This window comes from Sulfitobacter sp. R86518, from assembly GCF_042466275.1.
GTDB lineage: Bacteria > Pseudomonadota > Alphaproteobacteria > Rhodobacterales > Rhodobacteraceae > Sulfitobacter > Sulfitobacter pontiacus.
The window spans coordinates 2,807,599-2,821,893 of sequence record NZ_JAXHCA010000005.1; the positions used below are offsets into that span (position 1 = coordinate 2,807,599).

Here is a 14,295-nt window from a genome sequence, read left to right on the forward strand (position 1 = left end):
ACGCCACCGCCCGATAAATCACGCAACGCTTAAGCAGTTGTTCACCCCAAGCCCCCCATGATCCCCCCGATAGGAGGGATTCGGAGCTTTGGATGAAACCAGCTGACCAGCTTGCCCATGAACAACGCCGCCGCGCAGAGGTGGAAGCGCTGCTTGAACAAACCCAGGCAGAGCTTTGTGCCGCTTACCGCAAGCTGGATGACCACGCGCAAAATGTCTCTGTTGAGATTTCTGAAACACGGGCGGAGGTTGAAAACATCCGCGGCGAAAACAAACGGGTGATGTCCGATCTATGTGCCGCGCGCGAACAGATCGAACTGACCCAACGCCGGCTGTGGCATTCGGTCGAAACCATCCACGACGGCTTTGCCTTTTTCAACAAAGACAATGAAATGATCATGGCCAATCGGTCTTATCTGGCCGTGTTCGACGGTATTGATGCCATCTGTCCGGGTGTCAGCTATTCTACCATCCTGCGCGTGCTCACCGATGAAGGGATCGTAAACATCGGGCGCCGCACGCCAGAGGAATGGCGCGCCAAGATGCTTCTGCGATCGCAGCAAAAGGCTCCGGCACCCATCATCATAAAGCTCTGGAATGGCGCATATATCAAGATTGTCGATCAAAGGGGAAAAGGCGGTGATATCGTATCACTCGCTCGCGACATTACCGACACCGTGGAATACCAACGCAAGCTCGTTGATGCCCGCGCCACGGCCGAAGCAGCCAACAGCGCGAAATCCCTTTTCCTTGCCAAGATGAGCCACGAAATCCGCACACCGATGAACGGGATCGTAGGCATGACGGAGGTGCTTGGCGATACCGCGCTGACCCAAGACCAACGCCTATATGTCGACACCATAAAGACCTCTGGCGAAGCGTTGCTGGTCATCATCAACGACGTTCTGGATTTCTCGCGCATCGAGGCAAACCGACTGAGCATCCACCCCGCCCCATTTGATCTGGAACGTGTCTTCCAAGAAGTACTGCTGCTTTTACAGCCCCTTGCGGTGCAAAAGGGGCTGGACCTCGCGCTGGATTACGACCTGTTTCTGCCGCGCAAACTGGTCGGGGATGCAGGGCGTATCCGGCAAGTGCTTACCAATCTGGTTGGAAATGCTGTTAAGTTTACGCAAAATGGGCATATCCTGATCCGCGCCACGGGGCTACCCGACGCGGGCTCTGGCAACGTGCTGATCAAAATCTCTATCGAGGATACGGGCATCGGCATCGCGCCGGACATGATTGAACATATCATGGGAGAATTCACCCAAGCCAGCAGTGACCCCAGCCCCAATGCAGAGGGGACGGGACTGGGGCTCGCCATCTGCCAACGTCTGGTACAACTGATGGGGGGCGAGATTTGGGTCACGTCAGAGCATGGGGTTGGGTCGTGCTTCGGCTTCGAACTGCCCCTGAAGGCCCAAGAGGACAGTGCCGCGCCGCCGCTTAAGCCCCCCCCATTCCTGCGCCATGTCCTGATTGTCGAAAGGGAAACGATCTGCCGATCGATCTTGCAGCGCAATCTGGAACATATCGGTGTGCGCGTGACTTCCTGTGGCACCGGTGAAGCAGGGCTGGCCGCGCTGGACAGTAGCGTCGATCTGCTGCTTGTAGACGACACGTTGCCCGATATGGACGGGATCGAATTTGCCCGCGCGGTGCACGTCTCCGACCCTGCGACCGAGGTAATCCTGTACAGTCAGACACCCGACAAAATCCGCGATAGTATGGATGATACGAGCGTGCGCCGGATCATGAAGAACCCGATCAGCGTCACCGAGCTACTGGCCGAGGTGTCAACGATGCAGCCGGTGCCTGTTGGTACCCGTCCGATGCGGGTCTTGGCGGCCGAGGACAATAAGACCAATCGTCTGGTACTTCGAAAGATGCTGCAACGGCTGAACATCGACCTGCAGCTTGCCACCAACGGGCAAGAGGCAGTTGCGCTGTTTGAAACCTTCCGGCCCGATCTGGTGTTCATGGACATCTCTATGCCCAAGATGAACGGCAAAGATGCCGCCGCCGCCATTCGTGCGCTGGAAGACGGGGCAAGCAGCTGCCCGATTGTCGCGCTGACAGCGCATGCCATTCAGGACGAAAAGGAAAGGATACTCGCCGCCGGGCTGGATCATTTCCTCACCAAACCCTTGCGAAAGGCTGAGCTTGTGGCGCTCCTTAACCGTTACTGCCCCAACGCGGCTTTCCCGCTAGAGGGTCAGCTGGTGGGATAGGGCCGCACAAATACGGGTTTTTCCGGCGTCGACAGCTCTTTCTGCCATGCGTACCCGCCAACATCGAAATCCTTGATCGCTTCGGCGTCGGTATGGCGGTTCTGCACCACGAAACGCGCCATCGCGCCGCGGGCTTTCTTGGCGTAAAAGCTGACAATCTTGGGCCCTTTGCCGTCCGATTTATCTTCCATGAACTGTGGTGTCACAACCGTCGGTACCAGCGCCTTAAGGTCGACCGCGCCGAAATATTCCTGGCTGGCACAATTCACCAACGCCTTGCTGTTGGTCTGTTCCGCCTGTTCGTTCAACGCTTCGGACAGGCGCGCGCCCCAATAGTCGTACAGCGATTTGCCCCGCGGCGTTTTCAATCGGCTGCCCATCTCAAGCCGGTAGGCCTGAATGGCGTCCAAGGGGCGCAGCACACCATAAAGTCCGGACAGAATGCGCAGGTGATCTTGGGCATAATCCAGTTCATCAGGATCCAGGCTGATCGCTTCCAGCCCCTGATAGGTGTCACCAGCAAAGGCAAAGGCAGCAGGGCGCACAACATCGGGGGACGGATTTTCCTCGAACGCGGTGAAACGGTCGCGGTTCAGCTTGGCCAGTTTCTCGCTCAGGTGCATCAATGATTGCAGATCACCAACGCTCAGCTCGCGGGCCACCTTGACCAAGGCGACCGCATCTTCCTGCAGGTCGGGCGTCGTCATAGCGACGTCGCGCGGGGTCCAGTCCATTTTCTTGGCGGGAGAGATAACGGTCAGCATGGATTTTCCTTTTTTGGTCGCAGCAAGAGCTAGCCCGCTTGTTGCAAAACGTCCAGAAATGCGGGGCCAAACCTTTCGGTGCGTTTCTCGCCCAAAATGCGTTCGATGGCATCAAGGTTCGGCGCGTGCAGCTGCGCCACTTTTGCCAGCAGCGAGGTCGAGCAGCTCAACGGTTTTTCGCCGCCATCTGCCCCGCGAGACAAGGTGGTTTGCACTTCGCGCAGTTGATCGAACACCGATCCTGCCGCGCGCCCCGCCAGCTTGCGCCGCGTCGGGTGCATCTCGGCGGCGGCCCCGTTGATCACCTCTAGAAACGCATCGCCAAAATTCTCGAGCTTTTTGGCCCCCACCCCGCCGATACGGGCCATGGCATCCAGTGTATCCGGGCGTTTCTCGGCCATCTCGATCAGAGTGCGGTCGTTAAAGATGATATAGGCGGGCACTTTGGCGGCTTCTGCCAGCCCGCGGCGTTTCGCCTTGAGCGCAGAGAGCAGCGGCGCATCCTCGTCGCTGACCATCGCCTTGACCGCAGGACGGCGCTGCGATGCGGCGGCGCGGATACTGTCCCGGCGCAGAGAGATCGACGCCTCACCGCGCAGGATTGGCAATGCGGCATCGGTCATGCGCAGCGCACCGTGACGCGCGGCATCGGGGCGCACCAGATCGTGCCCCATCATTTGCCGGAACACCGCCTGCCATTCGCGTTTGTCATATTCCTTGCCCACGCCATAGGTCGGTAAATCGCTGTGCCCGCGTTCACGGATTTTATCGGTTTCATTGCCCAGCAGGATGTCGATCAAATGACCTGCGCCAAACCATTCCTCGGTGCGCAGCATCGCCGACAGCGCCTTGCGCACGGCGGTGGTCCCGTCAAACACTTCGACAGGCGTATCGCAAAGGTCGCAATTGCCACAGGTGACATCGGTTTCATCAAAGTATTTCAACAGGTTCGCACGACGACACGCCAATGCTTCGGCCAGCCCCAGCAGCGCGTTCAGCCGTGCATGATCAGCGGCGCGCCGTTCCGGCGGGGCGAGCCCTTCGTCGATCTGGCTGCGGCGCAAACGGATATCATCAGGGCCGAACAACGTCAGCGTCTCGGCCGGCGCACCATCGCGACCCGCGCGCCCGATTTCCTGGTAGTAGGCTTCGATAGATTTGGGCAGATCGGCGTGGGCCACCCAGCGGATATCCGGCTTGTCGATGCCCATGCCAAAGGCCACTGTCGCCACCACAATCAGCCCGTCTTCCTGCTGGAAACGGCGTTCGGCGGTGCGGCGGTCGTCCGCCTCCATCCCACCATGATAATGCAGCGCCAGATGTCCGTCGTCGCGCAACGCTTTGGCCAACCCTTCGGTCTTGGCCCGCGTTCCGCAATAGACGATGCCCGACTGCCCCCTACGCCCTGACGCAAAGTTCAGTATCTGCGCGCGCGGCCCGTTTTTGGCCGCAAAGGCCAGATGGATATTGGGCCGGTCGAACCCGCGCAGGAAGGCGCGCGGGGGGACACCGTCGAATAGTTTCTGAACGATCTCGGCTTGGGTTTCCGTGTCCGCCGTTGCGGTGAACGCGGCCAGCGGAACGTCAAGCGTACGACGCAATTCGCCGATGCGCAGGTAATCGGGGCGGAAATCATGGCCCCACTGGCTGACGCAATGCGCCTCGTCCACGGCGATCAACGATACGCCCACGCGTTTGAGCATGCCCGTAACCGACCCGGCAGCGAGCCGTTCTGGGGCCATATAGAGCAGCTTGAGCGTCCCAGCCTCAAGCCCTTCCCATACGGCATCGGTTTCCTCGGGCGTATTGCCAGAGGTCAGCGCCCCCGCCCCGACGCCAAGCTCTTGCAGCGCGCGGACCTGATCGCGCATCAGGGCAATCAACGGCGATATCACCACCGTCACCCCGTCGCGCAAAAGTGCAGGCATTTGGAAACAAAGAGATTTACCACCACCCGTGGGCATGATGGCCAATGTGTTTTCGCCGGCGGTAACGGCCTCTACGATCTCTTGCTGGCCGGGGCGGAACCCGTCAAATCCAAAGACATCACGAAGTAGCGTGGCAGCGCCTGACATGAAAAACCCAACTGTATCTAACCTGCAGTTTGCAGAATCTCATAGTCGCGGGCGGGGAACAATCCCTGCCCGTGCGTCCGGCGGGGTCTTTGCCCCAGCAGCCGCCCAATCAGTAGAACAACGCGGCGTTGTTGATCAGCAGGATACGCAGAACGGCAACGGCGATCAGAACGACCAGCGGTGCCAGATCAAGCCCGCCCATTTGCGGCAGAAAGCTGCGGACCCGGCCATAAACAGGCTCCAACAAGCGATTCAGCCCATCCCAAACTTGCGCCACCAAAGGTTGACGAAGATTTAAAACCTGAAAATTAATCAGCCAGCTCATGATGACATGCGCGATGATGATGAACCAAACGATGTTCAGCAGAAGCATCAGGATCTGAAACAGGGATGTCATAAGGGGGCCTTTCGTTGCACAGCGCGAAAGTAGGTGCGCTGGCATCAAAGAACAAGAGCGGCAGCGCCTTGGCACCGCCGCTCTTGGTAAAATCGCATCACATCACGCTTGCATCGCGTTGATGATGACAGAAAAATCCAGACTATCGACCTGAAGCATGGACCAATCGGCGAAATGCCGGGTCTCGATCGGCTTTTCATCGAGGATTTTGAAGCCGCTGTGACGACTGTCTTTCTGGATGTTTTCGATCAACTGGCGGATGGCGGCTTCTTCGCCCTCAAGCACCTGACAAAAGTTGCGTCCGTTGTAGGCCAAGGCACCGGTGACGCCATGTTTTTCATTCTCGCGCACAGCGACGGTAAATATGTCGGCAACATCCGTCTTAGAGACCGAAGGAACTGCGGTGCTGAAGTACAAAAGCCGGATCATCGACATACGGAGCCTCGTAAAATTATCCAAAACATTCTTAACGTTGGCACCCTGTGTAGGCAAAAAGGATTTGAAAAGCGACCCTTTTGAGATGTCTTATGACATACTGATGGGCAATTCACGCTAGCGTTGCGCCCAACACCGCTCTTGCGCCGCGTAGGGCTGCTGCACTACCGTCCGTCAAAACAGGAGAAAGCAGTCATGGCAGCCACGTCAGCGCGCAAGAAAATCTGGGGCTGGTACTTCTTTGACTGGGCCAGCCAACCCTATAACACGCTTCTTCTGACGTTTATTTTCGGCCCTTACTTCGCGCAAACAGCAACGGCAAATCTTGTGGATAGCGGCATGGCGCTGGATGCGGCCAAGGCGCAGGCGCAGGCCTATTGGGGCTACGGGCTGACGGTTGCGGGGATCATGATCGCGATACTGGCCCCGACCCTTGGGGCGGTGGCTGATTCATCGGGCAAACGGATGCCGTGGATCTGGCTGTTTTCGGGGCTTTATGTGGTGGGATCAGCCGCGCTGTGGTGGACCGCGCCGCAAGATTTCTCGGTCCTGTGGGCGCTGTTCTTCTTTGGCATTGGCCTGATCGGGATGGAATTCGCGACAATTTTCACCAACTCCTATCTGCCAGAGCTGCACCCCGACCCGGGAGAGCGCGGGCGGCTGTCGGGGTCAGGCTGGGCTTTTGGCTATGTGGGCGGTGTCGTGGCGCTGATTGCGATGATCGCGCTGTTTCAGGCGGGCAGCAACGGGCGCACGATGGCGGGGCTAAGCCCGCTCTTCGGGCTGGACCCCGCGACCAAAGCCGATACGCGCATCGTCGGGCCGCTGACCGCAATCTGGTACGCGGTCTTCATGATCCCCTTCTTTCTGTATGTGCGCGATACGCCGGTGACCGGCGCGGCGCGGTACCGCGTGGGGCAAGGGCTTTCTGATCTGTGGGTCACGCTCAAGAACCTGCCGCGCCACCCGTCGCTGCTGGCCTATTTGGGGTCATCCATGTTTTACCGCGATGCGCTTAACGGAATGTACACATTCGGCGGGATATACGCGCTTGGCGTATTGAACTGGAGCATTATTGATATCGGCGTCTTCGGGATACTTGCCGCGATTTCAGGCGCGGTGTTCTGCTGGGTGGGCGGGCGTGTGGATCGTGCGATTGGGCCGATGCCTGTGATCGTAACATGCTGTCTGATCCTGATTGCAACGGCCGTGCTAATCATCTCGCTGACGCCCAACTCGATTATGGGCATCACGCTGGCCGAAGGATCCTCCGCACCCGACATCGCCTTTTACATCGCCGGTGCGTTGATCGGTGCGGCGGGCGGGGCGCTGCAGGCATCGTCGCGCAATATGCTGACCCGTCAGGGCAACCCCGACCGCATGACAGAGGCGTTTGGCCTTTACGCGCTGTCGGGCAAAGCGACCTCGTTTCTGGCCCCTGCCCTGATCGCCATCGCAAGCGACGTATCCGGCAGCCAACGGATCGGGATCGCCCCTGTAGTAGGGCTGTTCATCATCGGCCTGGTTCTGTTAGTCTGGGTGAAACCGAACGGAGATTTCGCGAAATGATCCTGACACGAATCCTCACATGTAGCGCGCTGGCCCTCACGCTGGCGGCCTGCGGCGGGTCACCGTCCAAGCCGAATGCGGAAGCGTCCAAAATCCTGCCGACCATCGGGTCATCGGGGGGCGCGCGAAGCAACATTCAGGCCAAGAAGCTTTTTGGCGCGAAAGCCGACGGGTCACGGCAGTCTTCCGCCGCTTACGGCAGCTATTCAAAGGGCTGTGTCGCAGGGGCGCAACAACTGGCGGAAACGGGGCCGACCTGGCAAGCCATGCGCCTGTCGCGCAACCGCAACTGGGGCCACCCAGAGATGATCGATTACATCAAAACGCTCAGCGCGAAGGCCGCACAGCAACCCGGATGGGAAGGGCTGTATGTCGGCGATATCAGCCAGCCCCGTGGCGGCCCGATGCTGACAGGGCACGCCAGCCACCAGATGGGTCTGGACGCCGATTTCTGGATGCTTCCGCCCAAGTCGCTGTCGCTCAGCCGGGCAGAGCGTGAAAGTATTTCCTCTATCTCCATGCGTCGGGCCAGCGGTGCCTATGTGAACAGCAGCTGGACCCCGCAGCACCATCAGGTGCTCAAGGCCGCGGCATCTGACCCCCGCGTGGCGCGCATCTTTGTTTTCCCCGGGGCCAAGGTGCAGATGTGTGCAGATGAAAAGGGCGACCGCAGCTGGCTGCGCAAAATCCGTCCTTGGTACGGGCACCACTATCATTTCCACGTTCGGCTGAGCTGCCCCAAAGGGGCGACCGGCTGCGTCAACCAAGATCCGCCCCCTGCGGGCGATGGCTGCGCCGATGCGCGTCAGTGGCAGGCGAATATCCTGAACCCGCCCCCACCAAACCCCAATGCGCCCAAGCGCAAGCCAAAGCGCGAACTGCTGCTTGCTGACCTGCCAGCGCAATGCCAATCCGTGCTGGATTCGAACTAAGCTTGCTACAGATCCTTTTTGCCCTCGGCTTTGCCTCCGCTGCTTTTGCGGCGGGCGCAAATGGCCCTATCGCGCAGCATCAGCAGTTGACGTGGGAGCATGACTCCCCCTGGTTCGGTGGCCTGTCCGGTGTCGAGATGCGCGCGGATGGCAAACAGCTTACCGCGATCAGTGACCGCGGGCGGATTATCGTGGCCGACCTGTCGCGCGACGCGCTTGGCACGCTGACGGGGATGGAGATCATCCATTCCGTCGCGCTGCGCGATAATAACGGCGCGGTGATGGACAAACCCGAGGCCGACGCCGAAGGTCTGGCGATTGCGCCGGATGGCAGCATCTTTATCAGCTACGAAGGCGATCATCGCATCGCGCGTACCAACCTTGCCGACGGCACCCCATTGCAGTTCATCGCCCCGCCCGAGGGCGCAGTGCTGCGCGACAACGCCGGGTTTGAAGCTTTGGCGGTCGATGCAGCAGGCGCGCTTTATGCCTTGCCCGAGGATAACCGCGGCGATCAGATCCCGCTGTACAAATACCAAGACGGCACGTGGCGCATCGCGGCCTACCTCGAGAATGACAGCCCCTTTGTCCCCGTGGGTGCGGATTTCGACGATGAAGGGCGGTTGTATCTGCTCGAACGTACGGTCACCCCGCTGGGGTTTCGCACGCGCCTGCGGCGGATCGAACTCTCTGGGGATCAGGCCAGCGCGGTGACGCTGCTGCAAACCCTGCCCGCGCGATACGACAACCTAGAGGCGCTGACCGTTTGGCGCGACGCCATCGGGCGCACGCGGGTGATGATGATATCGGACGATAATTTCCTCTCCGTGCAGGAAACCCAGGTGATCGAGCTGACGATGACGCAATAGCTTGCGCGGGTGCCCCGCCTTCCCTACAACGCATGACGTCTGCGATCCCCGCAGGCCAAGTCGCCGCACCCTTGCAAAAAACGGTTTCAAATATGACACGCACCTACCTTCCCGGCATTCTTGCCATGGCCGCCATCGTTGTGGCCTCCAACATTCTTGTTCAGTTCCTCTTTGGCCAATGGCTGACTTGGGGCGCGTTCACCTATCCGCTGGCGTTTCTGGTCACCGACGTGATGAACCGCGTCTACGGCAAGGATGCCGCGCGCCGTGTTGTGCTGGTAGGCTTTGTCGTCGGGCTGGTCTGTTCGCTGATCGGGACACAGATCATGGGCGAATTCGGGCCGCTGGTGACCCTACGCATCGCGATCGGGTCCGGTGTGGCTTTCCTCGTGGCCCAATTGGTCGATGTTGCGATCTTCTCTGCGCTGCGCGATGGCACGTGGTGGCGTGCGCCTTTGGCCAGCACGCTGGTCAGCAGCACGCTTGATACGTTGCTGTTTTTCTCGATCTCATTTTCCGGTGCCCTGTCGTTCCTGCATCCTGCAACCGATGTGTCCTGGGCGGCCGAAATGTTGCCATTGCTGGGTAGCGGCCCGCTCGCGCCGCTTTGGGTATCGCTGGCTGTTGCAGACTGGTCTGTGAAACTCGGGATTGCGCTGATCGCCCTGATCCCCTTCCGCATCATCACTGTACAACTTTTGACCCGCAGTTGATAGGCACCCTTTTGTGAACTGTGACGGGTGCAGAAAACGTTTTACGTTTTCAGATTACTGTGCCAGTCTTCAAGTGAGTTCAACAAATGTAAAGGAGGTGATCCAGTGTCAAGAACGGTATTGGAGCGAGGTGTCGGAACAGCTTGGGAGGTATCCCGTTAGGGCAGCCCCTAACGGTTGAAACAACCCGGGTGGATCACCGATCTAACCGATCCCACCTCCTTAAACCATTCGATTGGGCCGCTCCGCACCGGGGCGGCCCTTTTCGTATCTGGGCGTTCCCCTTTCCCTTGGGTCTGCGCGATGCGATAGTCGCCAAGAAGGAGAGTTTGATGCTGCGGATCACGGACGAGATTGCCATTCAGGACTGGGAGCTGACGGAAAGCTTCATGCGCGCCTCCGGGCCCGGCGGTCAGAATGTGAACAAGGTCTCAAGCGCCGTGGAACTGCGGTTCGAGGCCGCGACCTCCCCTTCTATTCCGACGCCGGTCAAAAACCGTCTGCGCAGACTGGCGGGCCGTCGTTGGACGACCGAGGGCGCGTTGGTGCTGCAATGTGACGAAACCCGAAGTCAGGTCCGCAACCGCGAGATTATCCGCGAGCGCCTGAAGGAACTGATCACCGCCGCGTTGAAGCCGCCCAAAAAGCGTATCCCGACACGCCCCACGCTCGGTTCGAAGAAACGCCGGCTGAAGGCGAAAAAGACGCGGGGCGAGGTGAAGGCGCTGCGCGGGCGGGTTGATCCGCCAGAATAGCCTGCCGCGGGGCCTGCCCTGCGCCGCCGTTCCATCACTTCTATTGCAGCGCCCCTATCTCGCCGTTTTTTGCCGGTATGCGCCCCCGATCGGCAAATCGCCGCCAGAGGGCCGAATCCGCGCCGGAACGGATCGCCGTGGCCCGGTGTTCCCCTCGCAGACATACAAGCGATGTCTGGTAGTAAATCTAAGGAGAACTCAGATGAAACTTACGACCACAACACTGATCGCGACCCTGATGGCCACCGGCGTTTCCACCGCAGCGATGGCGCAAACCTCTGTTGATGGTGCCGTTGGCGGCGCAGCAGACGTAGGCTCGGGCATCAGCGCTGACGTTGGCGCATCCGGTTCACTATCCACCGATTCCACACTGAAACAAGCCAAGGGTGCCGTGACCGACACCGGCGACACCGCGCAGGAAAACTATGGTCAATTGATCCAGGAACTGCGCGCCGGTGCCGAAACCGACACGCAGACCCAAGCAGAAATTGATGCGTTCGATGCCGACGCCAAGCTGGACGTCGTAACCGTGTCAGAGCTGAAGGCATCTAAACAGGGGACCACAACCGCGCTGGACGACGCGCTGGACGCACAGGCCGAGGCCGTTGATGACATGCGCGCCTCTGTTGACGCCAATGCTGACCTGAGCGCAGAGCTGGAAGCCGAAGGCTTCACCTCGGAAGAGGTCGTGGCCGTGCGCGGTAACGGTATGGGCGGTCTGACCCTGATCGTCGACGACCGCGGCTAAGCGATTTGCAGTTATGCCCCGCACCCCACGCAGGCGGCATAAAGCAGAGGGGCCGGTGGGAAACCACTGGCCCCTTTTGCCGTCGGATCAGACGATAACTTTCTGAGCCGCCTGATCGCCGACGCCAAAGACACGTTTGTAACGGTCAATCTCTGACTGCGGGCCCATTGCTTTGTTAGGGTTATCCGACAGTTTCACCGTCGGGCTGCCGTTCGCCTTGACCGCTTTGCACACCAACGAAAACGGGGCGAGCGCGTCGTCAGGCACCAGCCCGCGGAAATCATTTGTCAGCAAGGTGCCCCACCCAAAGGAGGCTTTGACCTTGCCCGCGAACTGTTGATGCAGTTCCTTGATCTTGGCGACATCCAGACCGTCGCTGAAAATAACCCGCTTTTCGCTGGGGTCTTCACCGCGGGACTTCCACCAGTCGATCGCGGTCTGTGCCGCCACCGCCGGATCACCACTGTCGACGCGGATGCCGGTCCAGCCCGCCAGCCAGTCGGGCGCGTTATCCAGAAAGCCTTTCGTGCCGTAAGTATCAGGCAGAATGATGCGCAGGTTACCTTCGTGTTCGTCGTGCCAGTCTTGCAGAACGTCATAGGGCGCTTGCGCAAGTGCGGCGTCGTCCTTGGCCAATGCGGCATAGACCATCGGCAGTTCATGCGCGTTGGTGCCGATCGCCTCAACCTCTCGGCTCATGGCGATTTTGCAGTTTGAGGTACCGGTAAAGGCGTCGCCCAAGCCTTCCTGCATGGCCTGCACGCACCAATCCTGCCACAGGAACGAATGGCGGCGACGGGTGCCGAAATCGGCGATGGACAGATCGGGAATTTCCCGCAGGGCTTCGATCTTTTCCCAGACACGGGTCATGCTGCGCGCATAGAGCACCTGCAGTTCGAACCGGCCCATACGGTCCAGCACGGCGCGGCTGCGCAGCTCCATCAGGACGGCGAGGGCGGGGATCTCCCAAAGCATCACCTCGGGCCACGACCCTTCGAATGTCAGCTCGTATTGGTCGCCCTTCCGCTCAAGATGATAGGGCGGCAGGCGCAGGCCCTCGAACCACTCCATGAAGTCGGGGCGGAACATCTGGCGCTTGCCGTAAAAAGTATTCCCACGCAGCCAGGTGCTTTCCCCGCGGCTGAGTGACAGCGATCGGATGTGATCAAGCTGTTCGCGCAGCTCGCCTTCGTCAATGAGATCGGCCAGCGGGATATGCTTGGAACGGTTGATCAGGCTGAATGTGACCTGTGTTTCCGGCTTGTTGCGAAAAACCGACTGGCACATCAACAGCTTATAGAAATCCGTATCGATCAGGGATCGCACGATAGGGTCGATCTTCCACTTGTGGTTCCAGACGCGGCTTGCAATGTCGACCATGTTCAAAGCTCCCTTAGGCGGTGTGTTTGTGGCCCATCCATCTTGTACGGGCAAGGGAATTGCCGCTGACACAGTGCAAAACCTGTGGTAATCCACCGACTTAACCCCCTAAGGAGCGCTGCTAGATGCTGGAATGGCCCATTCTCTTGCGAGAGTTGATTACCTTGTTTGTCGTGATCGACCCTATTGGCAGCCTTCCCGTCTTTCTTTTCGCGACAGCCAACGTCCCGCAACACCTGCACAAAAGCTTTGCGCTGCGGGCCGTACTGGTGGCCGGTCTGGTCTTGCTTGGGTTCCTCGTGGGCGGGCAATATCTGCTTGAGAACCTTGGGCTGCGGCTGGGGTCGTTTCAGGTCGCGGGCGGGATTATCCTGTTCCTCTTCGCGCTCAGCATGATTTTCGGCGATCCCAAACCGACACAGGAAATCGAGGCAGCAGAGCGGGATCATCTCGCCGGTGCGGTCTTTCCGCTCGCCATGCCGTCTATCGCCTCTCCGGGGGCGATGCTGGCGATTGTGATCCTGACGGACAACCACACCAACCAGATATCAGACCAGCTGGTCACGGCGGGCCTGCTGGTTGTCGTGCTGCTGTTCACACTTGTGCTTCTGTTGCTCGCAGGGCGGATCGGTCACCTGATGGGGACCACAGGCGCCAGCGTGATCAGCCGCGTCATGGGGATCATTCTGGCGACCGTCGCGGTGGATGCCACGCTTGGCGGGCTGGATGCGCTGGATATCCTCAACATCGCCCCCGTCGAAGACGCCCCGCTTAGCGCAGAGTAACCCCCGCCGTCGTCATCGCCTCGCGCGCGGCAGAAAGCGACCCGTCCAGATCGATCGCACGACACAGGTCCAAACGGACCTCGACATCAAAGCCCAGCTTCGCCGCGTCCACGGCGGAGAAGTTAACGCAGAAATCAAGCGCCAAACCGACCATCGTCAGCTTGGTTATGCCGCGTGTCCGCAAATACCCTTCAAGCCCGGTAGGCGTCTTCTGGTCATTTTCGAAGAAGGCAGAATAGCTGTCTATGGCGGGGTTGTACCCTTTGCGAATTATCATATCGGCACGGGTTTGATCCAGCCGCGGGTGGAACGCGGCCCCGTTGCTGCCTTGGACACAATGATCCGGCCACAGCACCTGCGCGCCATAGGGCATCTGCGTCACCTCGAAGGGTGCCTTATCCGCATGGGACGACGCAAAGGAGGAATGGCCCGCCGGATGCCAGTCCTGCGTCAGAACCACCGCATCCGCCTGCCCCATCAGCGCGTTGATCCCGTCGACGATGGCGTCGCCGTCTGTCACCGCAAGGGCTCCGCCGGGGCAGAAATCATTTTGCACATCAATCACGATCAGGGCGTGGGTCATATCGGGTTCCTCATGGGCCAGCTTGTGCCAAGGGACATAGCACGGCGGGTGCGGCA

14 protein-coding genes are annotated in these 14,295 nt (G+C 59.7%); 8 read left to right on the top strand and 6 right to left on the bottom strand.

What is annotated here, in order from left to right; translation table 11 throughout:
• Positions 1 to 92: 92 nt before the first annotated feature.
• Positions 93 to 2,234 (top strand): response regulator, encoded by a 2,142-nt coding sequence (locus SJY36_RS14825; protein ID WP_386176152.1) that lies wholly within the window; start codon positions 93 to 95, stop codon positions 2,232 to 2,234.
• On the opposite strand, the gene yaaA is transcribed toward SJY36_RS14825, so the two are convergent.
• The 4 genes from yaaA to SJY36_RS14845 form a co-directional block, all read right to left on the bottom strand.
• Positions 2,219 to 2,998, bottom strand: coding sequence for a peroxide stress protein YaaA (gene yaaA, locus SJY36_RS14830; protein ID WP_386176154.1), 780 nt, complete (start codon positions 2,996 to 2,998; stop codon positions 2,219 to 2,221). The two genes, SJY36_RS14825 and yaaA, sit on opposite strands and share 16 nt — an antisense overlap.
• A 29-nt stretch (positions 2,999 to 3,027) precedes the next feature.
• Positions 3,028 to 5,073 (bottom strand): DNA helicase RecQ, encoded by a 2,046-nt coding sequence (recQ, locus tag SJY36_RS14835; protein ID WP_278374990.1) that lies wholly within the window; start codon positions 5,071 to 5,073, stop codon positions 3,028 to 3,030.
• A 109-nt stretch (positions 5,074 to 5,182) separates the two neighbouring features.
• Complete coding sequence (locus SJY36_RS14840) at positions 5,183 to 5,470, bottom strand: YggT family protein (RefSeq protein WP_005850500.1); 288 nt, start codon at positions 5,468 to 5,470, stop codon at positions 5,183 to 5,185.
• A 102-nt stretch (positions 5,471 to 5,572) separates the two neighbouring features.
• On the bottom strand, positions 5,573 to 5,899 hold the full coding sequence (locus tag SJY36_RS14845; RefSeq protein ID WP_386176156.1) for a BLUF domain-containing protein: 327 nt from the start codon (positions 5,897 to 5,899) through the stop codon (positions 5,573 to 5,575).
• A gap of 201 nt (positions 5,900 to 6,100) precedes the next feature.
• Here SJY36_RS14845 and SJY36_RS14850 point away from each other — a divergent pair, with 201 nt between their 5' ends.
• The 6 genes from SJY36_RS14850 (at position 6,101) to SJY36_RS14875 (ending at position 11,491) form a co-directional block, all read left to right on the top strand.
• On the top strand, positions 6,101 to 7,474 hold the full coding sequence (locus tag SJY36_RS14850) for an MFS transporter (RefSeq protein WP_386176158.1): 1,374 nt from the start codon (positions 6,101 to 6,103) through the stop codon (positions 7,472 to 7,474).
• Positions 7,471 to 8,406 (top strand): penicillin-insensitive murein endopeptidase, encoded by a 936-nt coding sequence (gene mepA / locus SJY36_RS14855; protein WP_386176160.1) that lies wholly within the window; start codon positions 7,471 to 7,473, stop codon positions 8,404 to 8,406. Before SJY36_RS14850 ends, mepA begins: the two co-directional genes overlap by 4 nt.
• Before the next feature lie 2 nt (positions 8,407 to 8,408).
• Positions 8,409 to 9,275 (top strand): esterase-like activity of phytase family protein, encoded by an 867-nt coding sequence (locus tag SJY36_RS14860; protein WP_386176162.1) that lies wholly within the window; start codon positions 8,409 to 8,411, stop codon positions 9,273 to 9,275.
• Between the two features lie 92 nt (positions 9,276 to 9,367).
• Complete coding sequence (locus SJY36_RS14865; RefSeq protein ID WP_386176164.1) at positions 9,368 to 9,988, top strand: queuosine precursor transporter; 621 nt, start codon at positions 9,368 to 9,370, stop codon at positions 9,986 to 9,988.
• Positions 9,989 to 10,320: 332 nt separating this feature from the next.
• Positions 10,321 to 10,743, top strand: coding sequence for an alternative ribosome rescue aminoacyl-tRNA hydrolase ArfB (gene arfB, locus SJY36_RS14870; RefSeq protein WP_005850506.1), 423 nt, complete (start codon positions 10,321 to 10,323; stop codon positions 10,741 to 10,743).
• A 202-nt stretch (positions 10,744 to 10,945) separates the two neighbouring features.
• Positions 10,946 to 11,491, top strand: a complete 546-nt coding sequence (locus SJY36_RS14875) for a hypothetical protein (RefSeq protein ID WP_037942593.1) — start codon at positions 10,946 to 10,948, stop codon at positions 11,489 to 11,491.
• Between the two features lie 87 nt (positions 11,492 to 11,578).
• Here SJY36_RS14875 and pncB read toward each other — a convergent pair whose 3' ends face one another.
• Positions 11,579 to 12,871, bottom strand: coding sequence for a nicotinate phosphoribosyltransferase (gene pncB, locus SJY36_RS14880; protein ID WP_386176166.1), 1,293 nt, complete (start codon positions 12,869 to 12,871; stop codon positions 11,579 to 11,581).
• Between the two features lie 125 nt (positions 12,872 to 12,996).
• On the opposite strand from pncB, the gene SJY36_RS14885 reads away from it, so the two are divergent.
• Positions 12,997 to 13,656 (top strand): MarC family protein, encoded by a 660-nt coding sequence (locus SJY36_RS14885; RefSeq protein WP_037942591.1) that lies wholly within the window; start codon positions 12,997 to 12,999, stop codon positions 13,654 to 13,656.
• Here the strand turns inward: SJY36_RS14885 and pncA are convergent.
• Positions 13,643 to 14,239 carry a bifunctional nicotinamidase/pyrazinamidase gene (gene pncA, locus SJY36_RS14890; protein ID WP_278375018.1) on the bottom strand — a complete coding sequence of 199 codons (597 nt, stop codon included), beginning with the start codon at positions 14,237 to 14,239 and terminating at the stop codon, positions 13,643 to 13,645. The genes SJY36_RS14885 and pncA overlap by 14 nt on opposite strands.
• Positions 14,240 to 14,295: the final 56 nt, after the last annotated feature.

What these genes read in the sequence shown, in the direction of transcription:
- SJY36_RS14825 (WP_386176152.1), top strand. Translation starts at nt 93, where the DNA reads ATGAAACCAGCTGACCAGCTTGCCCATGAACAACGCCGCCGCGCAGAG.
- yaaA (WP_386176154.1), bottom strand. Translation starts at nt 2,998, where the DNA reads ATGCTGACCGTTATCTCTCCCGCCAAGAAAATGGACTGGACCCCGCGC.
- recQ (WP_278374990.1), bottom strand. Translation starts at nt 5,073, where the DNA reads ATGTCAGGCGCTGCCACGCTACTTCGTGATGTCTTTGGATTTGACGGG.
- SJY36_RS14840 (WP_005850500.1), bottom strand. Translation starts at nt 5,470, where the DNA reads ATGACATCCCTGTTTCAGATCCTGATGCTTCTGCTGAACATCGTTTGG.
- SJY36_RS14845 (WP_386176156.1), bottom strand. Translation starts at nt 5,899, where the DNA reads ATGATCCGGCTTTTGTACTTCAGCACCGCAGTTCCTTCGGTCTCTAAG.
- SJY36_RS14850 (WP_386176158.1), top strand. Translation starts at nt 6,101, where the DNA reads ATGGCAGCCACGTCAGCGCGCAAGAAAATCTGGGGCTGGTACTTCTTT.
- mepA (WP_386176160.1), top strand. Translation starts at nt 7,471, where the DNA reads ATGATCCTGACACGAATCCTCACATGTAGCGCGCTGGCCCTCACGCTG.
- SJY36_RS14865 (WP_386176164.1), top strand. Translation starts at nt 9,368, where the DNA reads ATGACACGCACCTACCTTCCCGGCATTCTTGCCATGGCCGCCATCGTT.
- arfB (WP_005850506.1), top strand. Translation starts at nt 10,321, where the DNA reads ATGCTGCGGATCACGGACGAGATTGCCATTCAGGACTGGGAGCTGACG.
- SJY36_RS14875 (WP_037942593.1), top strand. Translation starts at nt 10,946, where the DNA reads ATGAAACTTACGACCACAACACTGATCGCGACCCTGATGGCCACCGGC.
- pncB (WP_386176166.1), bottom strand. Translation starts at nt 12,871, where the DNA reads ATGGTCGACATTGCAAGCCGCGTCTGGAACCACAAGTGGAAGATCGAC.
- SJY36_RS14885 (WP_037942591.1), top strand. Translation starts at nt 12,997, where the DNA reads ATGCTGGAATGGCCCATTCTCTTGCGAGAGTTGATTACCTTGTTTGTC.
- pncA (WP_278375018.1), bottom strand. Translation starts at nt 14,239, where the DNA reads ATGACCCACGCCCTGATCGTGATTGATGTGCAAAATGATTTCTGCCCC.